Genomic DNA, 23,194 nt, shown 5'->3' with positions numbered 1-23,194 from the left:
GCCCGATGCACCAATGGCCCGCCAATACGATGGCGGGCCGCACCGTTTAAAGCCGGATCAGGAGCTTTCGTTCGAGGCAACGGCGGCGTCGATGTTGTCCTGGCCCACGTCTTCCTTGAACTGGTCCCAGACGGGGTTCATCGCTTCGACCCACTTGGCACGCTGTTCCGGGGTCAGTTCACGCACCACGCCGCCGGCGTCGATGATGGCCTGTTTGGCGTCTTCATCGACCTTGGTGGATTCGGCGTTGCGCAGTTCGGTCACTTCGTTGACGATGGTCAGGAACTGGTCGCGGGTTTCGGCATCGAGGCTGTCGAGGAAGTCGACGCTGGCCACGACGAGATAGTCGATGATGCCGTGGTTGGTCTCGGTGGTGCCGTCCTGCACCTCGAAGAACTTTTGCCCATAGATGTTGGACCAGGTGTTTTCCTGCCCATCAACCACGCCCTGCTGGAGCGCGCCGTAAACCTCGGAGAAGGCCATTTTCTGCGGGCTGCCGCCGATAGCTTCCATTTGAGCCACGAGCACGTCGGAGGATTGCACGCGGAACTTGAGGCCATTGGCATCCGAGGGTTCGAGCAGCGGCTTGTTGGCCGACATCTGCTTCATGCCATTGTGCCAATAGGCGAGACCCTGAAGACCACGGCGCTGCATCGAGTCGAGCATCGCCTGACCGGCCTCGGAGCCTTGGAAGCGGTCGACTGCGGCGACATCGGTGAAGAGGAAGGGCAGGTCGAAGAGGCGGAATTGCTTGGTGAACTTCTCGAATTTCGAGAGCGAGGGGGCGGCCAGTTGCACATCGCCCTGCAACATCGCCTCGAGCACCTTGTCATCGTCATAGAGGGTCGAGTTGGGGAACACCTCCATGCACATCTTGCCGTTCATTTCCTCGTTGACGCGGGTTTGCAGCAAGGAGGCGGCGATGCCCTTGGGGTGTTTGTCGGTATTGGTGACGTGGCTGAACTTGACGACGATTTCGCCGTCTTCGCAGGCGGCCATGGCAGCGCCTGCGCCAACGGTCAGGGCCAGTGCCGATACGGCAGCGGTCAGGAATTTCATGTGGGTCTCCTCCCAAGTGGTCATGTTTTGGACTGCGCCCAAGTGGGGCACGGTGGTGACATGGTGAGAGAAAGCGGTTTCCCGCTCAAGGATTTGTATGATTCCTAGGCGGGATGCCTGTTTTATGACGGTTTTACAGAGGGTTGTGCGGCATTATCAGGGTAGCGGGTTTGCGCCCTGTGCATGGCTTGTGCGAAATTTCGCACAGGCAATTCGGGCGTTGTGCGGGATTTCGCACAGATTCCGTCGGGCTCAGCGCCGGTAATCCTCGGGGCGAATCCCGTAGCGTGTCAGCTTGTCGTAGAAGGTCTTGCGCGGCAGTTTGAGCACCTGCGCCGCCTGTGCCGCGCGCCCGTTCTGACGCCCCAAGGCGGCGATCAGGAGCGAGCGTTCGACCCGCGCCATCTGTTCGGCCAATCCCAGTTCGGCCGCCTCTGCGGCGTTGTCCGGCATGCCCAGCACAAAGCGCATGGCCGCAGACATGAGGGAGCGGGCATTGCCCGGCCAATCCTGCGCCATGAGGGCTGCGAGGTGATCGGGGCCGATTTCAGGCGCAGGCAACCCGGCCTGTTCGGCGGCCTGAGCGACATAGTGGCGAAAGAGCACGGGGATATCCTCGGGGCGTTCCGAGAGCGCGGGGATGCGGACGCGCATCACCTCGAGCCGGTAGTAGAGATCTGCGTTGAAGCGGCCGGCGCGCGCCGCCTCTTCCAGATCGGCGGTGCTGCCAGCGATGAGCCGCGTCTCGGAGCCGGATTCCATCCGATCGAGGAGGGCATATTGGCTGTCCATCGGCAGGGCCGGGATTTCGTCGAGAAAGAGCGTGCCGCCATGTGCCTCGTGCAGGGCCATATCGAGGTCGCGGGGGTCGAGCCGGGCCGCGGCACGTTTCACAAAGGTGCCGCCGGCGCGGGGCGACATCAGGTGAATGACCTCGGCCACTTTGGAGACACCCGCGCCCGGCGGGCCGATCACCAGCACTTCGGTCCCTGTGCGGGCCGCCTGACGCACGGTCTGGCGCATATCCTCGGCGATGCGCGAGGTGCCAAAGAGCATGCGCGCCGCCGGATCACCGGTTTCAAGCTGGGCCTTGAGGCGGCGGTTTTCCAGCACCAGCGCCCGGTTTTTCAAGGCGCGGTCCAGCACGGGAATGAGGGCATCCGGCGCGCAGGGCTTTTCGAGGAAATCAAAGGCCCCTTGACCCATCGCCTTGACCGCCATGGGAATGTCGCCCTCGCCGGTGAGCAGGATCACCGGCAGTTCGTCATCAAGCGCGCGGGTATGGGCCAGCAGGTGAAAGCCGTCCCGCCCCGGCATGCGGATGTCCGAGAGGATCACGCCTGCGAAATCGCGGCTGATGTGATCCTTGGCCTCGATAAAGGAGCCGGCGGCGCGCACGGAGTATTCAGCCAGGTCCAATGTCTGGCAGAGGGCCTCGCGGACGGGTTTGTCATCATCGACCACCAGAACCTTGCGGATCATGCGGCACCTTTCTTGACGTGGGCGGGGTCTGTCCATGGCTCCAATGCCACGGTGAATTCCGCGCCGGTTTCGGTGTTGCGGCCTGTGATCTGTCCACCGAAACTCTGAACAAGCCCGTAAGAGATCGACAGGCCAAGGCCCATGCCTTCGCCATCGCCCACGAGTTTGGTGGAATAGAAGGGGTCGAAGATCTTTTCCGGTTCCTGAATGCCGGGGCCGGTGTCGCGCACGCAGAGGGTGACGGGGGCGCCGGGGATGAGGGTGAGGGTGAGGCGTTTGTTGGTGCTCTTGGCCATAGCGTCGGCGGCGTTGGTGATGAGATTGACCATCACCTGACCCAGCCGCACCTCGCCGCCGCGCACCCACACGGGGGCGGGCGGTGTCTGCCAGTCGAGCGTGATGGCATCGGCGGTGAGGCGTGCGTCGGTCATTTCGAGGGCGGTGTCGATCACGCGGCCCATGTCGACGCGGCCCATCGGTTCGTTTTCATTGCGCACGAAGGCGCGCAGGTTGCGGATGATACGGCTCATGCGGTGGGCCATCTCGTCAATACGGGAGAGGTTCTCGGCGGCGCGGTCGGGTTCCCCGCGGTGCAGGAACGCGCCGCCATTGGCAGCGAATTGGCGGATCGCCATCAGGGGCTGGTTGAGTTCGTGGCTGATGCCTGCGCTCATCTTGCCGAGGGCGCTGAGTTTGCCCGCCTGCACCAGTTCGGCCTGCGCGCGTTTGAGGGCGGCCTCGGCCTCTTGGCGTTCGCGGATTTCGTGGCGCAGCGCAAGGTTGGTGCGGGTGAGGGTGGCGGTGCGCTCGGCCACGCGCCCCTCAAGCTGGGCATTGGCGCGGGCGAGCGTTCGGCGGCGTTCCTGTGCGAGATAGAGCAGCGCGCCAAAGAACAGGAGCACGCCCGCCACCGCGCCCGCCTGAAGCCCCGCGATGCGGCGGGCGGGGGCGACATTCACCAGTGCTGCACCCGTCATGCCGATGCGCGGCAAGGTCTGGCTGACCTGAAGGGCGCGGCGTGGCAGATAGGGGCCAAGGTCGATCTGCCAGATTTCATATCCGGTCGTGAGGCTGCGGGAAAAGGGGATGGGCGCGCCATTTGGCGGGATCAACACCGTGTCTTGGGGCACCTTGCGCCAGCCCAAGAGTTCCGAGCGGTTGGACATAAAGACCCGCCCCCGGTCGTCGACCAGAAACACCGCCGTTTGCAGCCCGCGCCATCCGAATTCGACATTCTCGGCATCGGCGATGGCGACAAGCGCGCCGCGCACCTTGCCATCGGGGCCGAATGAGGGAGCGGCGAAGTGAAACAGCCGCTCTGTGCCATCGGCGCTCATGGTATGGGCGGTGCCAAGCGCGCCGTCCATGGCGCGCAGAAATGGCGCGGATGTGGCCAGCCCCTCGGGCAGGCGCGTGCCGGTGCCCGCCAGCAGATTGCCGCCTCGGTCGACGTAAAAGAGCCCGGCGGCACCGGTGCGGTCGGCGGAGGCGGTGAGCAGGCGGTGTGCGGCGGAATCCTGATGCCGGGCATTGGGGCGGTTCAGCGCGGTCAAGGTGGGATGATCGGCCAGCGCCACCGCCTGATCCCGGTAGCGTTGCAGGTCCGACACAAGCCCGCCCAGCACCAGCGCCATATCGGCGCTGCCGCGTCGCGCCAGATCAGAGAGCGCTGCGCGATAGCCATAATGCCAGAGCGTGCCGCTGATCAGGACGACCATCAGCAAGAAGGGCGCGACAATCACGATGAGGGGCGACTTGAGAAACATGGCGTGCAATCTACCAGCGCGCCGAGGCTGTTGACCAGCGGGAATACCTGTCTCAGGCGTGCCCGGCCTCGGACGAGAGCATCAGGGGTGAGATCCCCAGTCGGGTGAGCGCCGTTTCCCATTTCGCCGCGTCGGGCGTGTCAAACACCAGCTGTGAATCGGCATCACAGGTGAGCCAGCCGTTTTGCGCCAGTTCGGATTCGAGTTGCCCCGGACCCCAGCCCGAATAGCCGAGCGCCAGCAGCGCGCGTGACGGGCCTGCGCCGCGGGCCATATCCTCTAGAATGTCGAGCGTGGCGGTCATCGCGAAGTCATCGTTCACGTCGAGCGACGAGATGGGTGACCGATAGCCCGGGTCATGCAGGACAAAGCCGCGCCCATGTTCAACCGGGCCGCCGAAATGTACCGGGAGGTTGCGAGTCTGGCGGGTGTGGGAAATCGAGAGTTGCTCGAGAAGGTCGCGCATTCTGAGATCCTGTGTCGGTTTGTTGACGATCAGGCCCATCGCGCCGTCTGAGGAATAGGCGCAGAGCAGCACGACGGCATGCGCAAAGCGCGGATCGCCCATGCCGGGCATGGCGATGAGCAATTTCCCTGTCAGATCCATATCCGGGTGGGCAAGTGTCACGGGCGGCCTCTGTGCTGTCCTGCCTTGAAAATGGGGTGAGCGGGCAAGGGGTGCAAGCGATCTCTTCACAGTCTGGCAAGAATTCTCGCTCGATTGTGAGTTGGCAATTGGCGCAGAATACCCCATTTCACACTCATGATAAAATCTATCGCTCTCTTTTTCATGGCAAGCCTGTGGCTCGTCCTGCCGCTCGACCGGGCGCGGGCGCAGGATAATATGGTGAATGTCAGCGTCTTGCCGGGATGGCAGATGGCGGATGGCAGCCATATTGCGGCGCTCAAGTTCGTGCTTGCGGATGGGTGGAAGACCTATTGGCGTGCGCCCGGCGAGGCGGGGATTCCGCCGCAGTTCGATTGGCGCGGGTCAGCGAATCTGGCGCGGGCCGAGATCGAGTGGCCCACGCCAAAGCAGACCGTGACCAATGGCATGCGCACCATTGGGTATGAGCATGTCTTGGTTTTGCCCGTGCGCCTGACACCGGCGCGTGTTGGCCAGCCGATCACCTTGAGCGCGGAGATGGAGATTGGGGTTTGCAGCGATATTTGCGTGCCGATGAGCCTGTCCGTGTCGCAGCGATTGGACGGGACGGCGAAGCACCCCGATCCGCAGATCGCCGCGGCCTTGGCTGCGCGGCCTTATACGCAGTCCGAGGCGGGCGTGGGGCGCGTGGTGTGCAAGGTGGCACCGATCGAAGGGGGCGTGCATCTGGTGGCCGAAGTCGATGTTTCTGCGATGGGATTGCAGGAATTGGTCGTGGTCGAGACCGGCAATCCCGCCCTGTGGGTGACACAGGCGACAAGTGAGCGACGCGGCAACCGTCTGCGGGCCGAGGTGGATATTTTCCACGCCGAGGGTCGTGGGTTCATGCTTGATCGAGGTGGCCTGCGGCTCACGATTCTGAGCACGGGCGATGCGGTGGACATTCAGGGCTGTCCGGCGGGATAGGGGCGGTTCCTAGACCGAGCGCGAGCGCAGCGGGCGGCCATCGGGCAGCGAGATATTCGCCACCTGTTCGGAAATCGGATCATTGACCAGAGGATGCGCCTGTGCGCGGAACTCTTGGGGGTCGCGCATTTTCTGCCAGCGGTTGCCGACATAGACTTCGAGCCCGGTGAAGGTGGCCTTGTATCCCATTTTCGAACTGCCGGGCACCCAATAGCCCAAATAGACATAAGGCAGGCCGTTTTCGCGCGCGATTTCGATGTGATCGAGGATCACATAGGTGCCAAGCGACTCGCGGGTGCGGTCAGGCTCGTAGAAGGAGTAGACCATGCTGACCCCGTCATCGAGAATGTCGGTGAGGCAGACGGCGATCAGCGCGCCGGTCTCGGCCTCGGTATATTCCACGACGCGGGTGCGGATCGGGGTTTCCTCGACCATGGCGGCGAATTCGAACGTATCCATATCAGCCATGCCGCCGGTCGCGTGGCGGCTTTCGAGGTAGCGGCGAAAGAGGCTGTATTGATCCTCGGTTGCCCAAGGTGACGTGGCGCGGCGTCTCAGGCCCTCGTTGCGGCGCAGGGTGCGGCGCTGGCTCTTGGAGGTGGTGAACTCGGCCACGTTGATCCGCGCCGAAAGGCAGGCGGCGCAATCGGCGCAGGACGGGCGGTAGAGCACGTTTTGCGAGCGGCGAAAGCCTTGTTTGGAGAGCCCGTCATTCAGACGCTGCGCGCCCTCGCCTTGCAGGGCGGTGAACAGCTTGCGCTCCATCCGGCCCGGCAAATACGGGCAGGGTTGCGGTGCCGTCACATAGAATTGGGGCGCGATGGGAAGTGTGTGCCGCATGGTTAATCCGCTGTCTGTCTTGGGCGGACGATAACAATGATATCCGCCCCCGCCAAGGGGCTTGTCATGGCTGCGTTACACGGCGCGTTATGCGGCGGCGCGGCGGTTTATCGCGACGGATCCAAGCACCCGGTCGGTGAGGCCCTGCGCACGGTCGCCGGTGAGCATGAGCACGACGGACACAACCTGAAGGATCGGTATGGCGAAGGAAACCGTTAGGCCAAGCGTGTGCAGAAAAGCCTGCGAAAGATCAAAGCGCGCACCCGTGGCGTCGCGGAATTCGATGGCCGTGAGGCGCATGCCCCAAGTGGCAGAGCCGCGCGCAATGGTCGCGACGCGGTAGGCAAAGCCCACTACGGCCATGAGAATGGGAAAGAAGAAGAGGCCGGTGAAGGCCGTGAAGGGCACAATCAGCAGGCTGATCCCTATGATCACGACCGTATCCACGACAAAGGCAACAAGCCGTTTGACCGGGACATCGGCGTAAAACTCCGGTTGGGTGTCTGGGTTGGGCAGATGCCAGCTTGTGTCGGTCATGGTCTGGGTGCGGATCCTCGTTGAGCCCTCAAGGTTGGGGGCGTCGACGGGGTTTGCAAGGGGTCAGGTGGTAAAATCCGCCAGATCGCCGCCGCTGAGGCGCAAGAGGTCGCGAGGATCTATGCCGAAGAGGTGGCGCGGTGTACCCGCGGCGGCCCAGACCTGTGGAAAGGTCAGGAGATGCGGATCAAAGAACGCACGCGGGGCGATGAGATGGCCCAAAGGCGAGACGCCACCGATGGCAAAGCCGGTTTGCGCGCGGATGAGGGCGGCATCGGCCTTGCCCAGAGGTTCGTCTGCCAGCGTGGAGGCGCGGGTATCGCACACGCGGTTGGCGCCGGAGGTGACAAAGAGCAGTGCCGCGCCGCTGGTCTCGCCGCGAAACATGATGGATTTGGCGATCTGCGCGATGTCACAGCCCACGAGGTCGGCAGCCATCTGCGCCGTGGTGGCGTCGCCGATCTCGATCGGTGTGATGTCGAGCCCGGCGGCTTGCAGGGCCGCGGTCACGCGTTTGAGGCTCTTGCTCATGATCTTCTCCGGATTTTTTCACAGTATTTCAGGCGCGTGGGGCATTGACCAGCCTTGCGCGGCTTGTATCACTCGGACCATGAGTTTTAGCAATCGCCTGACCCGCCTGCCACATGCCTTTGATCCTGCCGAGGGAGAGGAGGCGCGTGCCGCCTTGCTCGGTCTTGACCCCAAGCTGTCGGATCTGGTGGCGGGGGCGGCGGGGTGCAGCCCGTTTCTCAAATCGCTGATCCTGCAAGAGGCGGCGTGGCTGGAGGGGGCGTTTGACGATCCTGAAGCGGCCTTGGCCGTACTCTTTGCGGCGTTGAAGGATACCCCGGCGGAGCGTCTGGGGTCTGCGTTGCGCGAGGGCAAGCGGCGGGTGGCGCTGATCACCGGGCTGGCCGATCTGGGGGGTGTTTGGCCCTTGGAAGAGGTGACGGGCCATTTGACGGATTTTGCCGATCTGGCCTGTGATCTGGCGCTGAAAGCGGCCTTGGCGGCGGAGATCAAGCGCGGCAAGCTGCCGGGCATGACCGAGGCGGATGTTGCCACAGGCGCGAGCATGGTGGTGCTGGCGATGGGCAAGATGGGGGCGCATGAGCTGAATTACAGCTCTGATATTGACCTTATTTGCCTCTTTGATGAAACGCGGCTGGCGCGGGAGGATTTCCACGAGGCACGCGCGTCGTATGTGCGGGCCACGCGCAAGATGTCGGCGATGCTGAACGACCGCACCGCCGAGGGGTATGTGTTTCGCACCGATCTGCGGCTGCGCCCCGATTCGGGCGTGACACCCGTTTGCATGGCGATGGCGGCGGCAGAGACCTATTACGAGAGTCTGGGGCGCACTTGGGAGCGTGCGGCGTATATCAAGGCGCGGCCCTGTGCTGGGGATCTCGAGGCGGGCACGCGGTTTCTGCGCACGCTCAAGCCCTTTGTCTGGCGCAAGCATCTGGATTTTGCCGCCATCGAGGATGCTCATAACATGCGGCTGGCCATTCGCGAGCACAAGGGGCTGGGCGGCACGCTCTGCCTTGAGGGGCATAACATGAAGCTGGGGCGTGGCGGGATTCGCGAGATCGAGTTCTTCACTCAGACCCGGCAGTTGATCGCGGGCGGGCGCGATACCGATCTGCGGGTGCGCGGCACGGTCGAGGGGCTGGCGCGGCTGGCCGAGAAAGGCTGGGTGCCGAAGGCGGCGGCGGACACTTTGACGGGGCATTACCGCTTTCACCGCGAGGTCGAACACCGGGTGCAGATGTTGCGTGATGCACAGACGCATCTGCTGCCCAATTCGGCGGAGGAGTTTGATCGGCTGGCAGCCTTTATGGGGCGAGAGACGGCTGAGTTGCGCGCCGAGATCGTGGCGCGGCTGACCGAGGTGCATGATCTGATCGAAGGGTTCTTTCGCCCCGAAGAAGCGCCCGCGACGCCCGAGGCGGCAGAGGCGCTCAATGGCGATGTGATTGCCCGCTGGCCGAGTTACCCGGCGCTGCGGTCTGATCGGGCGGTGCAGATTTTCAAGCGGCTGAAGCCGGATATTCTGGGGCGGCTGGCGCGCACTGCGCATCCCAATGAGGCCTTGTTGGCCTTTGATGGGTTTTTGTCGGGCCTGCCCGCCGGGGTCCAGGTATTTGCGCTCTTTGAAGCCAATCCGCAGTTGATTGATTTGCTGGTGGATATTGTCGGCACGGCCCCGGCACTGGCGGCGCATCTGTCGCGCAATGCGGGCGTATTCGATGCGGTGATTGCGGGTGATTTCTTTGCCGAGTGGCCGGGGCAGGCGGCGTTGGAGGCGGAGTTGACGGCGCGGCTGGCGGCGGAGAGTGACTATGAGCGCGCGCTCGACGCGGCGCGGCGCTGGCGTAAGGAATGGCATTTCCGGATCGGGGTGCATCATCTGCGTGGGTTGACCGGGGCGGATGCCGCCGCGCGGAAATACGCGGATCTGGCAGGGGCGGTGATTGCCGGCGTCTGGCCGATGGTGGTGGCGCAATTCGCTGAGAAGCATGGGGCACCGCCGGGACGGGGGGCTGTGGTTCTGGGCATGGGATCGTTGGGGGCGGCGCGGTTGAACGCGGGCTCTGATCTTGATCTGATCGTGATTTACGATGCGGAGGATTCCGAAGGCTCGGAGGGGCGCAGGCCGCTGGCGGCGCGCCCTTATTATGCGCGGCTGACACAGGCGATGATCACGGCGTTGACCGCGCCCATGGCCGAAGGCCGGCTCTATGAGGTCGACATGCGGCTCCGCCCCTCGGGCAATCAGGGGCCGGTGGCGACAAGCTGGCCAAGTTTCCAGAGCTATCAGCAGAATGAGGCCTGGACCTGGGAGCATCTGGCGCTGACGCGGGCGCGGGTGATCACCGGCGAGCCAGAGTTGGCACGCGATGTCGAGGCGTTCCGTGAGCGGTTGATTGCGGAGAAGGGCGACCCCGAGGCGGTTTTGGAGGCGGTGGCCGAGATGCGCGCGCGGGTCGCGAGTGCCAAGGCGCCGGCCGGACCTTGGGATGCCAAGCTGGGGCCGGGGCGGCTCTTGGAATTGGAGTTGATGGCGCAGGCGGGCAACCTGATGGCGGGACAAGCCGCGCGCGATGTGGCGGCAGGCCTTGAGGCCGGTGTCGCAATCGGTTGGCTGAGTGACGGGGATGGCGCAGCACTGTCAGAGGCTTATGCGCTTTGCTGGCGGTTGCAGATGGTGGCGCGGTTGATCAGTGACAAGCCGCTTGATCCGGAGCGCATGGGCGAGGGCGGCGCGGCATTTCTGCTGCGCGAGACAGGTCAGGAGGATCTGGGCATGTTGCAGGACCGGCTGGAGACACGCTGCCGTCGGGCGGCGTCGGTGATGGATGCGGCGCTGATGCGTCTGCCCAAGGGGCGCTGAGATATGGCGCGTGATCCCATGGACCCCAAAGGGCTGATTTACGAATCCTACCGGATCGAAGGCATCACTGAGCCGGAATGCCGGTCGGTTTTCCTCGATTGGGCGCTGTCGCTGCCTGCGGGGCAGGAGGTGCAGGGCGCGATTGCCGAGATGATCGGGCGCTATGGGACAGATCATCCCGCGCATCCGATGACGCAGGTTTTGAGTGAAGGCACGGCTAGCGCGGGTCCGGCGCGCAGGCGGGGTGGCTGGCGGTCACGGCCGCGTGGGTCTGAGGGCCAATCTTAGGATCGCTTGTTTGCGTTATGTAATGCGACGTTGCTCGGACGGTTGACACGGTAAAACACAGAGTTTGTCGCAAATGCGCCCTAATCGGGCGTAATCCATAGGGTGCGACAAGAAGCAGGCCCATGGAGGAAGACATGAGCAAACTGAAATTGATGGCTGCGATGATGCTCGGATTCGGTCTGTCGGCCTGTGGCAGTGTGGATACGGCCACCCGCAATGCGCCGCTCGAGGCACCCGTGCTGCGGGCCGCACCGATCTCGTTGGATGTGCAGCAAATTCGGGTCACCGTTCCCAAATCGCTCAAAGTCTCTGAGGCCAACAGCTATTACCCGATGGGTGATATCGTCTGGCGCGAGGATGCGCCGGGAGATCGCCATGCTCAGGTCAAGACGATCATGGAAGAGGCTCTGGCGACAGGCGTGGCCGGATTGCAGCCTGGGACGATCCCGGTGGCTCTCGATGTCGAGGTGACGCGGTTCCATGCGTTGAGCGAGAAGGCACGGTACACTGTTGGCGGTATGCATACGATCCACTTTGCCATGACCCTCCGCAATCCGGTGACGGGCGAGGCTTACGGCGCGCCGAAACCGGTCACGGTCAGCTTCAAGGCGTTTGGAGGAAGTGCAGCGGTTGCCGCCGAGCAACGCGGCATCACGCAGAAGGTCCGGATCTCTGAGCGTTTGGCCAGTGTGATCCAGACCGAATTGGGCATGCCCGTGCGCACGGACGCCGATCAGGTCGCGGCGCTGAGCGTGACCGAGTAAATCTGATCTTTTCCACAGACAGCAATGGGCGTAAGGGGACGGTATGACACCGTCCCCTTATCCTGTGATCCGCCTTCGCCCGAATGTCGAGCCGCGCGCCATCCGTCATGGTGCGCCTTGGGTATTCGACAATGAAATCGTGACTGACCGGCGCACCAAGGCGCTGGCTGCGGGCACCATCGCCCTCTTGGAGGATGCCGAACGCGCGCCTCTGGGGCTGGTGGCGGTCAATATGGCCTCAAAGATCATGGCGCGGATGATGGAACGCGATGTGAGCGTTGCTATTGACCGCGCATGGCTGGTGGCGCGTCTGACCCGCGCCCATGAGATGCGCGCGCGGCTGCATGACGCGCCGTTTTACCGGCTGGTGCATGCTGAGGCGGATGGGTTGCCCGGTGTGGTGATCGACCGCTTTGACGATATTGCGGTGATTCAGCCCAATGCGGCCTGGGCCGAGGCGATGCTGGCCGATCTGGTGTCGGCGGTGCAAGAGGTCACGGGCGTGGGCACCGTGCTCAAGAACGCATCCGGGCGCGCGCGCGGACTGGAAGGGCTGGACGATCAGAGCGCGGTTCTGGTGGGCGAGGCCCCGACTGCACCGGTGCCGGTGGCGATGAACGGGGCCATCTATATGGCCGATCTCCTGGGGGGGCAGAAGACCGGGCTATTCTACGACCAACGCCCCAACCATGCCTTTGCGGCGCGGTTGACCAAGGGCGCGCGGGTCTTGGATATGTTCAGCCATGTGGGCGGATTTTCTCTGGCGGCCTTGGCGTCGGGGGCGGATCACGCTTTGGCGGTCGATGGGTCCGAGCCTGCCTTGAGCCTGGCTGCCGACGGGGCGGCCCGGATGGGGGCCTCGGAGCGGTTCACCACGCGGCGCGGCGATGCGTTCGACGTGATGGAGGCGTTGGCGGCTGAGGGCGCGCGATTCGACGTGGTGATCTGCGATCCGCCTGCCTTTGCGCCGACCAAACAGGCGATGGAAAAGGGGCTGCGCGCCTATGAGCGGGTGGCGCGGTTGGCGACCCCGTTGGTGGCTCCGGGCGGCTATCTGGTCTTGTGTTCCTGTTCGCATGCGGCGGATTTGAGCAAGTTTCGCTCGGCCTGCACGCGTGGCATTGGGCGCGCGGGGCGCATGGGACAGTTGATCCATACCGGATTTGCCGGGCCGGATCACCCCTTGCATCCCAATTTGGCCGAGTCGGGCTATCTCAAGGCGCTGTTTTACCGCCTATGAAGGTGCTCTTGGACACTTGCGTCATCTATCCCAAGGTGATGCGCGAGATGATCCTTGGCGTGGCTGAGGCCGGGGCGTTCACGCCGCTCTGGTCCGAGCGCATCCTTGGTGAATGGCGGCGCGCGGTGGTCAAGTTGGGACCGGAGGCCGAGGCACAGGTGGCAGGCGAGGCCGCAGTGATGACGGCACGGTGGCCGGGGGCCTGTATCAGCTATGCGCCCTCGCTCGAGGCGCGGCTGTGGTTGCCGGACCCGGCTGATACCCATGTATTGGCAGCCGCGATTGCCGGGTCGGCTGATGGAATCCTCACGTTGAATGCGCGCGATTTCCCCCGCCATACGCTGGCGGAAGAGGGGGTGTGGCGGGCTGATCCCGATGCGTTTCTGCACGGTATCTGGAAGGCACAGCCGGGACTAGTGGCGGATGTGGCGCAGGTGGTTCTGGACAAGGCGCGGCATCTGTCGGCGGGCAGCTGGGAGATGCGCCCGCTCTTGAAAAAGGCGGGATTGCCGCGTTTGGCGAAGGCGCTCGGGTCCGTTTGACGGACGGGGGCGCAAGAATTCGCAGTGTCCGCAAACGGCGCCAACGGGTACAAGAGCCTGGAAGCGCCGAGCGGTATCAAACACGTCGTGGTCAGCAGTAAGGCTGGCGCGGCCAGCTATTCGTAGGCACCAGCGGAATAGGTGAGCTCGTAGCTGTGGCTATAAAGCTCGAAGACGATGCCGAACGGGTCTTCGACGTAAACCATACGGTAGGGCTTGGTCCCAGGGAAATATTCGCGCACCGGCATCCGCTGCAGCCCGCCGGCGTCGACGATGCGTTGGGCCAGACCTTCGACGTCCGGGTCCTGCACCGCGAAGTGAAATGTTCCGTGACGCTTGTGCTCGAGCTTGTCCTCGGGCGCGTAGTTGCCGGGGAACTCGAAGATCTCGATGCCGATGCCATCGGCGGTCGACAGATGCGCGATCCTGAGCGAGCCCCATCCGGGGCCGAACACGTCCGTGCACATGATGCCAATGGCGCTGTCGTCCTCGACGGCCTCGGACGGCGCCATCACGACGTAGAAGCCGAGCACGTCGGAGTAGAACTTCACGGCAGCATCAAGGTCCGGAACGGACAGGCCGATGTGGGAAAAGGTGCGGGGTGTTTGGGTCATCTCGTATCTCCATTCGCGTTGCGTTGACGCCGATATGGACAGCGCATGCCGTTTTATGAAATTATTGTTCTATATGTGAATCATAATGAAGTGTTATTATCCAATGCTCAATGCCACTTGGCTCGAGACCTTTGCGACGCTTTGCGAAACCGGGCACTTCACCCAGGCCGCTGAGCGTCTGAACATGACCCAACCGGGCGTGAGCCAGCATCTCAGGAAACTCGAGCAGCAGGTCGGACAGGGGCTGATCAATCGGCAGGGCAAGAGTTTCACCCTCACCGCAGCGGGCGAAGCAATCTTCGCGCTTGGTCTGTCGCGCCGCGCCGAGGAGAAACGCCTGCGCGACGCCATCGAGGCAGACGACCGGGACGCGGGGCCGGTTCACATCGCATGCTCGGGCAGCTTTGCGATGCTGCTCTACCCGATCCTGCTGCCTTGGATGCGCGCCGCGCCCGACCTGAGTGTTCATCTCGAGGCGGCGCCGCAGGCCGAGATCCTGGCAGGGCTGCTGGAAGGGCGCTTCGACCTGGGCGTGCTGGGCGCGGACCCCGACCACGCGCGGCTGGAGGCCAAACACCTCGGACGCGAGGAACTATGTCTCGTCCTGCCAGCGGACGCAGCTGACACGCCTACATCCTTCACCGATCTTGAGGCTCGTGGCTTTATCGCCCATCCCGATGGCTACGGCTATGCCGATGACTTGCTGAGGCTGAATTTCCCGGAGGACTACCCTGGCGCCGACCGACTGAGAGTGCGCGGTTCGGTCAATCAGATCGGTCAGATCCCCGCGCCCGTGGCCAAGGGGGTCGGCTACACACTCCTGCCCAAAAGCGGCGTGGAAGCTTTCGCCGACAAGGCGAGCCTCTCCGTTGTCCAGCTTCCGAAGCGCCGCTGGCACGAACTTTGGCTCGTCATGCGCCGCGGTCGTCGCGTGTCGGCAAGGGTGCGCTACGCGCGGGACATGATCGAGCAAGCGGCTGGACAACTCCGGTGAGCACGAAGTCGTCCGATTGAAACGATAGGCCCACACAAAATATGGACACCCCCAAAAAATTCAGGGGTTCGCGGAATAAACCCTGATCCTCGGCGTTTGTCTTATGTCCGCCCACGCGGCGGTGTTCAGACAAATGAGAGGAGAACGATCATGGCAGAGGTCAATAGCATGGCCCTCACACGGCGGCGGGCCTTGGCGCGGTTGGGGCTGATGACCGGGCTGGCCTATGTGGCGCCGGTGATGATGCATCTGAGCGCGGCGCATGCCTCGGGTGCCGGTGGGGATGGCGGCGGCGGTGACGGCGGCGGCGGATCAGGCGGTGGGGGCTCGGGTGGCGGTGGATCAGGCGGTGGGGCCTCTGGTGGTGGCGCTGGCGGTTCTGGCGGTGGTGCCAGCGGTGGGCGTGGCTCTGGCCCATCCGGGCGCGGGGCGGATGGCCGTGGGTCCGGTCCCTCGGGACGGTGAAGACGAGCACGCGCGGCGTTTGCAACGCTGCGCGTGCGTTTGCCTGATCCGCGTATATCTCGGCCAAGTGTCGGAGCGCGAGCCCGTCCGATGTCGGCAAAACCTCGCGCATCCAGCTTGCCAGAGAAGAATAGCAGGTCATTTGCGGTAAATTGCATCGTAGAACGTCACCCATTTATTGGCGCTCTGCGTCGACAGGAACCACGCGAGAGGAGAAAGACATGACACAGGAAGATAGAGCACAGGAAGAGACAAAGGCTCTGACGCGGCGGCGGTTGTTGACGCGATTGGGTTTGGCGACCGGGTTGGCGTATGTCGCCCCGGTGATGATGCATCTTGGGGCAGCGCATGCCTCGGGGGCCAGCGGGCGTGGATCACGCGGCTCGCGGGGGTCTGGAGCCTCGGGGCGAGGATACTATCGGAACGGGTATTATCGGAACGGGTATTATTACGAGCGGGGATCCAGCGGAGGCTCTTATGGCTCGGGGCCGTCAGGCAGGGGTCGCCGTGGTCGCCTAAGCACGGGTCAGGTTGTCGATCAGATCATCGGCACATTGGATGGTCTGGGGGCGTTGCGCTGAGATGCGCGTGGAGCCGCCGCATTTGAGGCCGCCCGGGCCGCGTCGATGGGCGGCACCGGGCAGGGCCAAGACCCAACTGACCTGTGCCGAAGCGCCGCAGGTGGTGGAGCTTTGCGGGGCAGAGGCGGTGGGCCGCGCGTTGGACACGGTGATGCCGGATTGGGGTCTGCGCGCGGTGGAAGGCCCGGTGCCACCCGGTGCCCCTGTGACGGTGATCACGGATGTGGCACCCAAAGGCTATAGTTTTCAATCCTGGTGGTCGCGGACGCCGCTGACGAAGCTGGGCCTCGCCGGGGCGAGTTGTGGCGCCGTCGCGGATCTGGTGCAGAGCTATTGCGATGCGCGGCCAGACACGCTTGGGCTGCATTGCGGGGCGGTTGAGCTGGGCGGGCATCTCCTGGCCTTTACCGGGCCGTTCCGGGCGGGCAAGACGACACTGGTCACGCGGTTGGCGGCGGAGCCGGGCGTGCGGCTCTTTTGCGACGATGTGTTGCCGGTGCGGCCGGATGGTCAGGCGGTGGCGCTTGGGATTCAGCCGCGCCTGCGGCTGCCCTTGCCAGACAGAGTGTCGGATGGGTTTCGCCGGTATGTTGCGGATCATCTGACGGTGCAGGACAGTCGCTATGGGTATGTCGAGAGTCCCGAACAGGCGCGCACCGGCACGTTGGCCCCTTTGGCGGCGTTGATTGTGCTCAGGCGCGAGGAGGGTGCGCGGGCGCGTTTTCACCGGATGCGGTCGGCAGAGGCCGCAGCGCATCTGATCCGGCAGAACATTGCAGATCCCGGTGAGGCGGAGGCGCATTATGATCGGCTGACCGCTCTCGTTGCAGGGCGCTTTTGCGTGACGCTGGTCTATTCCGATCTGGAGGAGGCGGTGGCGCAGGTCCACCGCGCCTTTGCTGCGGGGCATCTGCCTGCGCCGGACCTAGAGATCGACGCGCCCTTGCCGCCAGACCCGATCGAAGGCGATGTGTCGCCGGCCGATCTGTCGGAGGTTTATTGCCGCGCGGCGGAGGTGAGCGCGCGTGAGATCGGTGAAGATGTGTTTCTCTGGCAAATGGAGGGGCGCAATTTCTTTCGTCTGAATCCGGTGGCTGGCGCGGTGTGGGATTGGCTGGAAGAGCCCGCGACGGGCCATGAGATTGCCGCGACGTTGAGGGACGTGTTTGCCGATACCCCGGCAGAAATCATCGCGGCGGATCTGTCAGCCCTCCTGGGGCAGCTATCGGCGCGCGGATTGGTGACGGCGTCACTCAGCGGATGAGCGTGCGCATGCCCTGATCGAGACCTGCGAGGGTCATGGGCACCATGCGATCCTCAAAAACCTCACGGATCATCTGGATGGATTGGGTATAGTCCCATTCGCCCCGAGGCACCGGGTTGATCCAGAGGTGATTGGGCCATTGCGTGCGGGCGCGATTGAGCCAGACTTGGCCAGCCTCGGCGTTCCAATGTTCATTGGCACCGCCGGGATAGGCGATTTCATAGGGCGACATGCTGGCATCGCCCACGAAGATGCATTTGTAATCTGCGCCATAGGTGCGCAGCACCTCTTGGGTCGGGGTCTGGGCATTCCAGCGGCGGGCATTGTCGCGCCACACGCCCTCATAGAGGCAGTTGTGGAAGTAGTAGTATTCAAGGTGTTTGAATTCAGCGCGGGCGGCGCTGAACAACTCCTCCACCACCTTGATATGCGGGTCCATTGAGCCGCCGACATCGAGAAAAAGCAGCACCTTGACCGCGTTGCGCCGCTCGGGCCGGGTTTGCACATCGAGATAGCCATGTTCGGCGGTGGCGCGGATGGTGCCGTCGAGATCAAGCTCTTCGGCGGCCCCGTCGCGCGCCCATTTGCGCAGGCGTTTCAGCGCCACCTTGATGTTGCGGGTGCCAAGCTCGACCGAGTCGTCGAGATTGCGGAATTCGCGTTTGTCCCAGACCTTGACCGCGCGGCGGTGGCGGCTTTGATCTTGACCAATCCGCACGCCTTCGGGGTTGTAGCCATAGGCACCAAATGGCGAGGTGCCGGCGGTGCCGATCCATTTGGAGCCGCCCTGATGGCGGCCTTGCTGGTCCTTGAGGCGCTCGCGCAGGGTTTCCATCAGCTTGTCAAAACCACCGAGCGCCTCGATTTCAGCGCGTTCTTCGGCGGTCAGATGCTTTTCGGCGAGTTTTTGTAGCCATTCGCCGGGCAGGTCGACGGCATTGAGCACGTCCTGGGCGCTGATGGCCTCAAGCCCGGAAAAGCTGGCGGAGAAGGCCTGATCAAAGCGGTCGATATGGCGCTCGTCTTTGACCATCGCGGTGCGGGCAAGGTAATAGAAACCCTCGACGTCATAGGTGACAAGGCCGCGCCCCATGGCCTCGAGTAAGGTCAGGTATTCGCGCAAGGAGACCGGAAGGCCCGCGCGTCTGAGGTTCTCGAAGAACGGCAGGAACATCGCGGATCAGAGCGCGCTGCGGTGGATGATCAGAGTAAGGAAAAGACCCAGAAGGGCGAAAATCAGTGCTAAAACAAAGGCATATTGGAGGATGTCCGCCAATTTTCCTTTGCGTCGCCACGCCATGAGCGCGCCGGTCAGCGCGCCCAGAATTGCCCCGATGATAACAATCATGCCTTACCCGTTCGGTCCTTTGAGCGGGCTGAGCGCGCCCACTTCGCGCAGTTTGGCACGCACTGCCCAATCCGCGCCGTACCCGTAACGCGCCCAGCCCAGACTGTCCAGTCTGACGGCGCGCGCCTCGGAGACGCGGCCCGAGAGATCGAGCGCCTCGGCGCGCAGCATCAGCAGCGTGGCGAGAAGGGCGGCGTTCTCGGCGCGCTCTGCCGTGGCAATATGCCGTCCAAGCAGCATGAGGGCGTCCTCGTCGCGACCCATTGAGACCGCATAGGCGGCCAGTTGGGCGGCGGCAAAGGCGCGGTGCAACTCGGTGCCGGGGTTGGCGTCATAAAATCGCTCGGCCGCGACAAACTGATCCTGTGCAAAGTCGGGATCGGTGGATTGGGTGATGCGTCCGAGCGCAAAGTGGCTGAAGGCGCGGCGGTGGTCGGTCCAACCGACGGCCTGCGCGATGCGGACCGCGTCCATCGCGGCGGTGCGCCGCTCCATCTGGCGGGCGCCCGGCCCGAGAGCGGTCTGGATGGCATCAATCCAAGCGCGCGGGGTGGAGCCCGAAAACCGCGGAGCGAGACCGTCGCCGCCGGGGTTGAGACGCGACAGGATGCCGGGAAGACGCTCTTCGACCTCGCGGCGGGTCATGCCTGCGCGCAGTTCGGGAGCGTAAAAGGCGCGCAGCACCAGCATGTCAAATCCGGTCAGGACCGCATGGACATTGTCATCGTTAAAGACGCTGTCGGAGAGGCGGTAAAGATCGTTGAGCGGTCCAAGGGCCTGCGCCAGTTCTTCGTGCAGGCAATCGCGCACCTCTTGGGGGCTGGTGTCATTGGGCACGAAAATCGCGATCGTCTCGCGGCGTCTGAGTTGGCTCCAATCCGTGACACGGGAATTGCGGGCCGCGCGATACTGTGAGAGGCGGGTTATATTGGGGACGACGAAGCAGGCCGCCTTGGGCAAGCTACGCTGGATCGCGTCGCGGCTCACGGCCTCGATGGTGATGTTTGCCGGGCCTTCGGTGACGCGGGAAATGTTTATCCCGGCCTCGGTTTGCAGGCGGTGCATCAGGCGATTGAGGTCCGAGATCAGGGTGATCGGTGGCGCGCCGGTGACGCGGACCGTGATTGGCCCCTCAAAGCGCGAGAAGTGTTGCAACATCCGCCCTGATTCAAGCTGGAAGCCGAGATCCAGTATGTCACGCTGGATGTCACGATTAGAGCGCTGCGCCGGCACGGGGCGCGGCGCGGAAAACGCCTTCATCGGAGGCATGCCGGTCTCTTGCGGCATGGCGGCGCGGGACGCGGGTTCATTATAGCTGTAATTACCGGGCACGCAGGCGCCGAGCATCAGGCAGATTGGCAGGATTACGCGACGCATCAGACCCCCGTATCGTTTTCGGTCACAACAGACGCCGCCGTCGGAATGACGGGGGCCAATCGCCGGTGGGGGCGGGCAGAGCAAAGCGCGGTCGTCGTGTCAGCGAACCGCGCCTTTTATCTGCCACGGCCTTAGCCGGGTTGGGGGCAGAATTTCTGTTCATCCTGTTCCGGGTAAGGAGCATTTAAGGCAAAATTGTGGCAACCACATTTTACCACGGATGCCGACACATGTCATGGTTGTTTTTCGTTGTAAATCAGATGTCTGTCTTGCTTGACCTTTACCGCTGACGGCGCGCCATGAAGGCGAGGCGTTCGAAGAGATGCACATCCTGCTCGTTCTTGAGCAAGGCGCCGTGCAGTTTCGGGAGAGCATCAGCCCCGTCGCGCCGCAAGTCTTCGGGCGAGAGATCCTCGGCGAGGATGAGTTTGAGCCAGTCCAGAACCTCGGAGGTGGACGGTTTTTTCTTGAGACCCGGTTGATCGCGAATCTCAAAGAACTGGGTGAGGGCGGTCGTGAGCAGCGCGGTCTTGATGCCGGGATTATGCACTTCGATGATCCGCTTCAGGGTCTCGGGATCGGGAAAGCGGATGTAATGAAAGAAGCAGCGGCGCAGAAACGCATCGGGCAATTCTTTCTCGTTGTTCGAGGTGATGATGATAACCGGGCGATGGCGGGCACGGATCGTCTCGCCGGTCTCGTAGACGTGGAATTCCATGCGGTCGAGTTCTTGCAAGAGGTCATTGGGAAACTCGATATCGGCCTTGTCGACCTCGTCGATCAGCAGAACGACCTTTTCATCCGAGGCAAAGGCCTCCCAGAGTTTGCCGCGTTTGATGTAGTTGCCAACGTCATGCACCCGCGCCTCACCCAACTGGCTATCGCGCAGGCGGCTGACGGCGTCGTATTCATAGAGACCCTGTTGCGCCTTGGTGGTGGATTTGATGTTCCACTCGATGAGGCGCAACCCGAGCGCACCTGCCACCTGCCGGGCCAGTTCAGTCTTGCCCGTGCCGGGTTCGCCCTTGACCAGCAGGGGGCGTTCGAGCGTGACGGCGGCATTGACCGCGACGGTCAGGTCATCGGTCGCGACATAGGCATCGGTGCCTTTGAATTTCATCGGTTTTTCAATCCTCTTGCAGGCCAGTGGCGCTGAGTTCAGCGCTAAACTAGTCTGTTCGACAATTCACATCAATGCCGTGTGATTGGCTAGTGACAATCCCCGAAGTGGCGTGTAGATCACCGCGCATGGGGCGCCGACTGTCTGAGGAGTTCATTATGCCAGACACTGGCTTTGATGAGGGGATCGAGATGAAAGCGGAAGTATTTCTGCCCAATGATTACCAGCCTGCCGAGGATGAGCCGTTCATGAACGCTCGGCAGATGGAGTATTTCCGGCGCAAACTGATCGCGTGGCGGTTGGAGCTGCTGGAAGGCAGCCGGGAGACCATCGAAGGGTTGCAGGATGGCACGCGGGCGATTCCCGATGTTGCAGACCGCGCCAGCGAGGAAACCGACCGGGCTCTGGAACTACGCACGCGGGACCGTCAGCGCAAGCTGGTGTCCAAGATTGATGCGGCGCTGCGCCGGATCGAGGACGGCGAATACGGCTATTGTGAAATGACCGGCGAGCCGATCAGCCTCAAGCGGCTGGATGCGCGGCCCATCGCCACGATGACGCTTGAGGCGCAGGAACGCCATGAACGGCGCGAAAAGGTGCATCGCGACGACTAATCGACCAAGGGGTTACAGGCTCCGGGATGAAATTTGACCTAAATGACGCGCCGGGACTTTCCTCCCGGCGCGTTTCGTATCAAGACATGCGCATGACGTTGAACGGGCTGAGCATAGCGGTCATCGGGGCCGGAATTGGCGGGTTGGCTGTGGCCCGCGCCCTTTGCCTGCGCGGTGCGGATGTAACCCTACTGGAGCAGGCCCCCGAGATCAGCGAAGTGGGGGCGGGATTACAGATCAGCCCCAACGGATTCGCGGTCTTGCGCGCGCTCGGGCTGGACGAGGTGTTGCAGGCGCGTTCGGTGCAGGCAGAGGCGGTCAGCCTGCGCGATTATCGAGGCGGAGAGGTGCTGAGGCTCGATCTGACGACGCTGGAGCGGCCAGAGTATCATTTCATTCACCGTGCGGATCTGATTGACAGTCTTGCCGATGGTGCGCGCGCTGCGGGCGTCAAACTGCGGCTGATGCAACGGGTGGCGGCAGTCGAGGCTGGGGCGCGACCTGTGGTGCGGATGGTCAATGGATCGAGCCTCGATGTGGATCTGGTGATCGGAGCGGATGGGTTGCATTCGGTGGTGCGGCGTGCGCTCAACGGCACATTGGCCCCGTTCTTTACCCGGCAGGTGGCGTGGCGGGCGGTGGTGCCCAACCTCTGGGGGCGCGGTCCCGAGGCGCAGGTGCATATGGGGCCGATGCGCCATATGGTCAGCTATCCGCTGCGCGGTGGCACATTGCTCAATCTGGTCGCGGTGCAGGAACGGGCCGCCTGGACCGAAGAAAGCTGGAGCCAAACGGATGATCCGTTGGCAGTGCGGGCGGCCTTTGGCGATTTTGGGTCAGAGGTTCAGGCGATGTTGGCGGCGGTTGAAGAGGTGCATCTCTGGGGTTTGTTCCGGCATCCGGTGGCGCGGGTCTGGCAGCGCGACGGATTGGCGGTCTTGGGCGATGCTGCGCATCCCACCTTGCCGTTTATGGCGCAGGGGGCGTCGATGGCGCTCGAGGATGCCTGGGTTCTGGTCGATGCATTGAGCGAGGCCGAGGGGCTGGCGGAGGGCTTGGCCCGGTATCAGGAGAGGCGCGAAGCGCGGGTGCGCCGGGTGGTCGAGGCGGCCAATCGCAATGCGTGGAAATACCACCTGAGCTTTCCACCGCTCAGATGGGCCGCGCATACTGCGCTGCGGGCGGGGGGAGCCTTTGCCCCTGACCGGATGATACGACAGTTTGACTGGCTTTATGGGCATGATGTGACGCGCAAGGCGGGGTGAGGGGGTTCACCTTACGGGCGCGGGTCGCATGCCAAAATGACCGCTCAAGATCAAGTCCAATCCC

At 63.4% G+C, this 23,194-nt stretch carries 24 protein-coding genes; 12 read left to right on the top strand and 12 right to left on the bottom strand.

Annotated elements, in window-relative coordinates; genetic code table 11:
* Positions 1-57 precede the first annotated feature (57 nt).
* From ROS217_RS17070 to ROS217_RS17055, 4 genes are all read right to left on the bottom strand, one after another.
* Positions 58-1,059 carry a DctP family TRAP transporter solute-binding subunit gene (locus ROS217_RS17070; protein ID WP_040650699.1) on the bottom strand — a complete coding sequence of 334 codons (1,002 nt, stop codon included), beginning with the start codon at positions 1,057-1,059 and terminating at the stop codon, positions 58-60.
* A gap of 252 nt (positions 1,060-1,311) precedes the next feature.
* On the bottom strand, positions 1,312-2,541 hold the full coding sequence (locus ROS217_RS17065; RefSeq protein ID WP_009819043.1) for a sigma-54-dependent transcriptional regulator: 1,230 nt from the start codon (positions 2,539-2,541) through the stop codon (positions 1,312-1,314).
* Positions 2,538-4,307: a sensor histidine kinase gene (locus ROS217_RS17060; RefSeq protein WP_009819042.1), complete on the bottom strand. Its 1,770-nt coding sequence runs from the start codon at positions 4,305-4,307 to the stop codon at positions 2,538-2,540. Before ROS217_RS17060 ends, ROS217_RS17065 begins: the two co-directional genes overlap by 4 nt.
* 52 nt (positions 4,308-4,359) lie before the next feature.
* A complete protein-coding gene (locus ROS217_RS17055) occupies positions 4,360-4,935 on the bottom strand; it encodes a YqgE/AlgH family protein (RefSeq protein WP_009819041.1) in 576 nt (191 codons plus the stop codon).
* Between the two features lie 162 nt (positions 4,936-5,097).
* On the opposite strand from ROS217_RS17055, the gene ROS217_RS17050 reads away from it, so the two are divergent.
* The gene (locus ROS217_RS17050) at positions 5,098-5,880 is read left to right on the top strand and encodes a protein-disulfide reductase DsbD domain-containing protein (protein WP_009819040.1); all 783 of its coding nucleotides are present in this window, start codon (positions 5,098-5,100) and stop codon (positions 5,878-5,880) included.
* 9 nt (positions 5,881-5,889) lie between these two features.
* On the opposite strand, the gene ROS217_RS17045 is transcribed toward ROS217_RS17050, so the two are convergent.
* The 3 genes from ROS217_RS17045 to ROS217_RS17035 form a co-directional block, all read right to left on the bottom strand.
* Entirely contained in the window at positions 5,890-6,720 is an 831-nt protein-coding gene (locus ROS217_RS17045) for an arginyltransferase (protein ID WP_009819039.1), read from the bottom strand.
* Between the two features lie 87 nt (positions 6,721-6,807).
* Positions 6,808-7,257, bottom strand: coding sequence for an RDD family protein (locus ROS217_RS17040; protein ID WP_009819038.1), 450 nt, complete (start codon positions 7,255-7,257; stop codon positions 6,808-6,810).
* Between the two features lie 63 nt (positions 7,258-7,320).
* Positions 7,321-7,788 carry a YbaK/EbsC family protein gene (locus tag ROS217_RS17035; RefSeq protein ID WP_009819037.1) on the bottom strand — a complete coding sequence of 156 codons (468 nt, stop codon included), beginning with the start codon at positions 7,786-7,788 and terminating at the stop codon, positions 7,321-7,323.
* A gap of 79 nt (positions 7,789-7,867) precedes the next feature.
* Here ROS217_RS17035 and ROS217_RS17030 point away from each other — a divergent pair, with 79 nt between their 5' ends.
* From ROS217_RS17030 to ROS217_RS17010, 5 genes are all read left to right on the top strand, one after another.
* Entirely contained in the window at positions 7,868-10,654 is a 2,787-nt protein-coding gene (locus ROS217_RS17030) for a glutamine-synthetase adenylyltransferase (RefSeq protein WP_009819036.1), read from the top strand.
* Positions 10,655-10,657: 3 nt separating this feature from the next.
* Positions 10,658-10,942, top strand: coding sequence for a hypothetical protein (locus ROS217_RS17025; protein WP_009819035.1), 285 nt, complete (start codon positions 10,658-10,660; stop codon positions 10,940-10,942).
* A gap of 134 nt (positions 10,943-11,076) precedes the next feature.
* Positions 11,077-11,706, top strand: a complete 630-nt coding sequence (locus ROS217_RS17020) for a DUF6778 family protein (RefSeq protein ID WP_254656451.1) — start codon at positions 11,077-11,079, stop codon at positions 11,704-11,706.
* Positions 11,707-11,749: 43 nt separating this feature from the next.
* Positions 11,750-12,946, top strand: a complete 1,197-nt coding sequence (locus ROS217_RS17015; RefSeq protein ID WP_009819033.1) for an RSP_2647 family RNA methyltransferase — start codon at positions 11,750-11,752, stop codon at positions 12,944-12,946.
* Positions 12,943-13,488: an RSP_2648 family PIN domain-containing protein gene (locus tag ROS217_RS17010; protein ID WP_009819032.1), complete on the top strand. Its 546-nt coding sequence runs from the start codon at positions 12,943-12,945 to the stop codon at positions 13,486-13,488. Before ROS217_RS17015 ends, ROS217_RS17010 begins: the two co-directional genes overlap by 4 nt.
* 116 nt (positions 13,489-13,604) lie before the next feature.
* Here ROS217_RS17010 and ROS217_RS17005 read toward each other — a convergent pair whose 3' ends face one another.
* Positions 13,605-14,102 carry a lactoylglutathione lyase family protein gene (locus ROS217_RS17005; protein WP_009819031.1) on the bottom strand — a complete coding sequence of 166 codons (498 nt, stop codon included), beginning with the start codon at positions 14,100-14,102 and terminating at the stop codon, positions 13,605-13,607.
* Between the two features lie 103 nt (positions 14,103-14,205).
* Here ROS217_RS17005 and ROS217_RS17000 point away from each other — a divergent pair, with 103 nt between their 5' ends.
* The 4 genes from ROS217_RS17000 to ROS217_RS16990 all read left to right on the top strand — a co-directional run bounded on the left by ROS217_RS17000 (position 14,206) and on the right by ROS217_RS16990 (position 17,406).
* A complete protein-coding gene (locus ROS217_RS17000) occupies positions 14,206-15,096 on the top strand; it encodes a LysR family transcriptional regulator (RefSeq protein WP_009819030.1) in 891 nt (296 codons plus the stop codon).
* 150 nt (positions 15,097-15,246) lie between these two features.
* Complete coding sequence (locus ROS217_RS24135) at positions 15,247-15,561, top strand: hypothetical protein (protein ID WP_009819029.1); 315 nt, start codon at positions 15,247-15,249, stop codon at positions 15,559-15,561.
* Positions 15,562-15,782: 221 nt separating this feature from the next.
* Entirely contained in the window at positions 15,783-16,142 is a 360-nt protein-coding gene (locus ROS217_RS23640; protein WP_083781558.1) for a hypothetical protein, read from the top strand.
* Positions 16,143-16,164: 22 nt separating this feature from the next.
* On the top strand, positions 16,165-17,406 hold the full coding sequence (locus tag ROS217_RS16990; RefSeq protein WP_254656450.1) for a PqqD family peptide modification chaperone: 1,242 nt from the start codon (positions 16,165-16,167) through the stop codon (positions 17,404-17,406).
* Here the strand turns inward: ROS217_RS16990 and ROS217_RS16985 are convergent.
* From ROS217_RS16985 to ROS217_RS16970, 4 genes are all read right to left on the bottom strand, one after another.
* Positions 17,396-18,580 (bottom strand): vWA domain-containing protein, encoded by a 1,185-nt coding sequence (locus tag ROS217_RS16985; RefSeq protein ID WP_009819027.1) that lies wholly within the window; start codon positions 18,578-18,580, stop codon positions 17,396-17,398. The genes ROS217_RS16990 and ROS217_RS16985 overlap by 11 nt on opposite strands.
* A gap of 6 nt (positions 18,581-18,586) precedes the next feature.
* Positions 18,587-18,754, bottom strand: coding sequence for a hypothetical protein (locus ROS217_RS24430; RefSeq protein ID WP_009819026.1), 168 nt, complete (start codon positions 18,752-18,754; stop codon positions 18,587-18,589).
* Between the two features lie 3 nt (positions 18,755-18,757).
* The gene (locus ROS217_RS16975) at positions 18,758-20,131 is read right to left on the bottom strand and encodes a DUF2927 domain-containing protein (RefSeq protein ID WP_009819025.1); all 1,374 of its coding nucleotides are present in this window, start codon (positions 20,129-20,131) and stop codon (positions 18,758-18,760) included.
* A gap of 280 nt (positions 20,132-20,411) precedes the next feature.
* Positions 20,412-21,251 carry an AAA family ATPase gene (locus ROS217_RS16970; protein WP_009819024.1) on the bottom strand — a complete coding sequence of 280 codons (840 nt, stop codon included), beginning with the start codon at positions 21,249-21,251 and terminating at the stop codon, positions 20,412-20,414.
* Between the two features lie 158 nt (positions 21,252-21,409).
* Between ROS217_RS16970 and dksA the strand changes: the two genes are divergently transcribed.
* The gene (gene dksA, locus ROS217_RS16965; RefSeq protein ID WP_254656449.1) at positions 21,410-21,865 is read left to right on the top strand and encodes an RNA polymerase-binding protein DksA; all 456 of its coding nucleotides are present in this window, start codon (positions 21,410-21,412) and stop codon (positions 21,863-21,865) included.
* Positions 21,866-21,957: 92 nt separating this feature from the next.
* Entirely contained in the window at positions 21,958-23,130 is a 1,173-nt protein-coding gene (locus ROS217_RS16960) for an FAD-dependent monooxygenase (RefSeq protein ID WP_040651645.1), read from the top strand.
* Positions 23,131-23,194: the final 64 nt, after the last annotated feature.

This window comes from Roseovarius sp. 217 (genome assembly GCF_000152845.1).
In the GTDB taxonomy this organism is placed as follows: Bacteria; Pseudomonadota; Alphaproteobacteria; order Rhodobacterales; family Rhodobacteraceae; genus Roseovarius.
This window is presented reverse-complemented; position numbering and strand designations above follow the sequence as displayed.

What these genes read in the sequence shown, in the direction of transcription:
- ROS217_RS17070 (WP_040650699.1), bottom strand. Translation starts at nt 1,059, where the DNA reads ATGAAATTCCTGACCGCTGCCGTATCGGCACTGGCCCTGACCGTTGGC.
- ROS217_RS17065 (WP_009819043.1), bottom strand. Translation starts at nt 2,541, where the DNA reads ATGATCCGCAAGGTTCTGGTGGTCGATGATGACAAACCCGTCCGCGAG.
- ROS217_RS17060 (WP_009819042.1), bottom strand. Translation starts at nt 4,307, where the DNA reads ATGTTTCTCAAGTCGCCCCTCATCGTGATTGTCGCGCCCTTCTTGCTG.
- ROS217_RS17050 (WP_009819040.1), top strand. Translation starts at nt 5,098, where the DNA reads ATGGCAAGCCTGTGGCTCGTCCTGCCGCTCGACCGGGCGCGGGCGCAG.
- ROS217_RS17045 (WP_009819039.1), bottom strand. Translation starts at nt 6,720, where the DNA reads ATGCGGCACACACTTCCCATCGCGCCCCAATTCTATGTGACGGCACCG.
- ROS217_RS17040 (WP_009819038.1), bottom strand. Translation starts at nt 7,257, where the DNA reads ATGACCGACACAAGCTGGCATCTGCCCAACCCAGACACCCAACCGGAG.
- ROS217_RS17035 (WP_009819037.1), bottom strand. Translation starts at nt 7,788, where the DNA reads ATGAGCAAGAGCCTCAAACGCGTGACCGCGGCCCTGCAAGCCGCCGGG.
- ROS217_RS17030 (WP_009819036.1), top strand. Translation starts at nt 7,868, where the DNA reads ATGAGTTTTAGCAATCGCCTGACCCGCCTGCCACATGCCTTTGATCCT.
- ROS217_RS17025 (WP_009819035.1), top strand. Translation starts at nt 10,658, where the DNA reads ATGGCGCGTGATCCCATGGACCCCAAAGGGCTGATTTACGAATCCTAC.
- ROS217_RS17020 (WP_254656451.1), top strand. Translation starts at nt 11,077, where the DNA reads ATGAGCAAACTGAAATTGATGGCTGCGATGATGCTCGGATTCGGTCTG.
- ROS217_RS17015 (WP_009819033.1), top strand. Translation starts at nt 11,750, where the DNA reads ATGACACCGTCCCCTTATCCTGTGATCCGCCTTCGCCCGAATGTCGAG.
- ROS217_RS17010 (WP_009819032.1), top strand. Translation starts at nt 12,943, where the DNA reads ATGAAGGTGCTCTTGGACACTTGCGTCATCTATCCCAAGGTGATGCGC.
- ROS217_RS17005 (WP_009819031.1), bottom strand. Translation starts at nt 14,102, where the DNA reads ATGACCCAAACACCCCGCACCTTTTCCCACATCGGCCTGTCCGTTCCG.
- ROS217_RS17000 (WP_009819030.1), top strand. Translation starts at nt 14,206, where the DNA reads ATGCTCAATGCCACTTGGCTCGAGACCTTTGCGACGCTTTGCGAAACC.
- ROS217_RS24135 (WP_009819029.1), top strand. Translation starts at nt 15,247, where the DNA reads ATGGCAGAGGTCAATAGCATGGCCCTCACACGGCGGCGGGCCTTGGCG.
- ROS217_RS23640 (WP_083781558.1), top strand. Translation starts at nt 15,783, where the DNA reads ATGACACAGGAAGATAGAGCACAGGAAGAGACAAAGGCTCTGACGCGG.
- ROS217_RS16985 (WP_009819027.1), bottom strand. Translation starts at nt 18,580, where the DNA reads ATGTTCCTGCCGTTCTTCGAGAACCTCAGACGCGCGGGCCTTCCGGTC.
- ROS217_RS24430 (WP_009819026.1), bottom strand. Translation starts at nt 18,754, where the DNA reads ATGATTGTTATCATCGGGGCAATTCTGGGCGCGCTGACCGGCGCGCTC.
- ROS217_RS16975 (WP_009819025.1), bottom strand. Translation starts at nt 20,131, where the DNA reads ATGCGTCGCGTAATCCTGCCAATCTGCCTGATGCTCGGCGCCTGCGTG.
- ROS217_RS16970 (WP_009819024.1), bottom strand. Translation starts at nt 21,251, where the DNA reads ATGAAATTCAAAGGCACCGATGCCTATGTCGCGACCGATGACCTGACC.
- dksA (WP_254656449.1), top strand. Translation starts at nt 21,410, where the DNA reads ATGCCAGACACTGGCTTTGATGAGGGGATCGAGATGAAAGCGGAAGTA.
- ROS217_RS16960 (WP_040651645.1), top strand. Translation starts at nt 21,958, where the DNA reads ATGACGTTGAACGGGCTGAGCATAGCGGTCATCGGGGCCGGAATTGGC.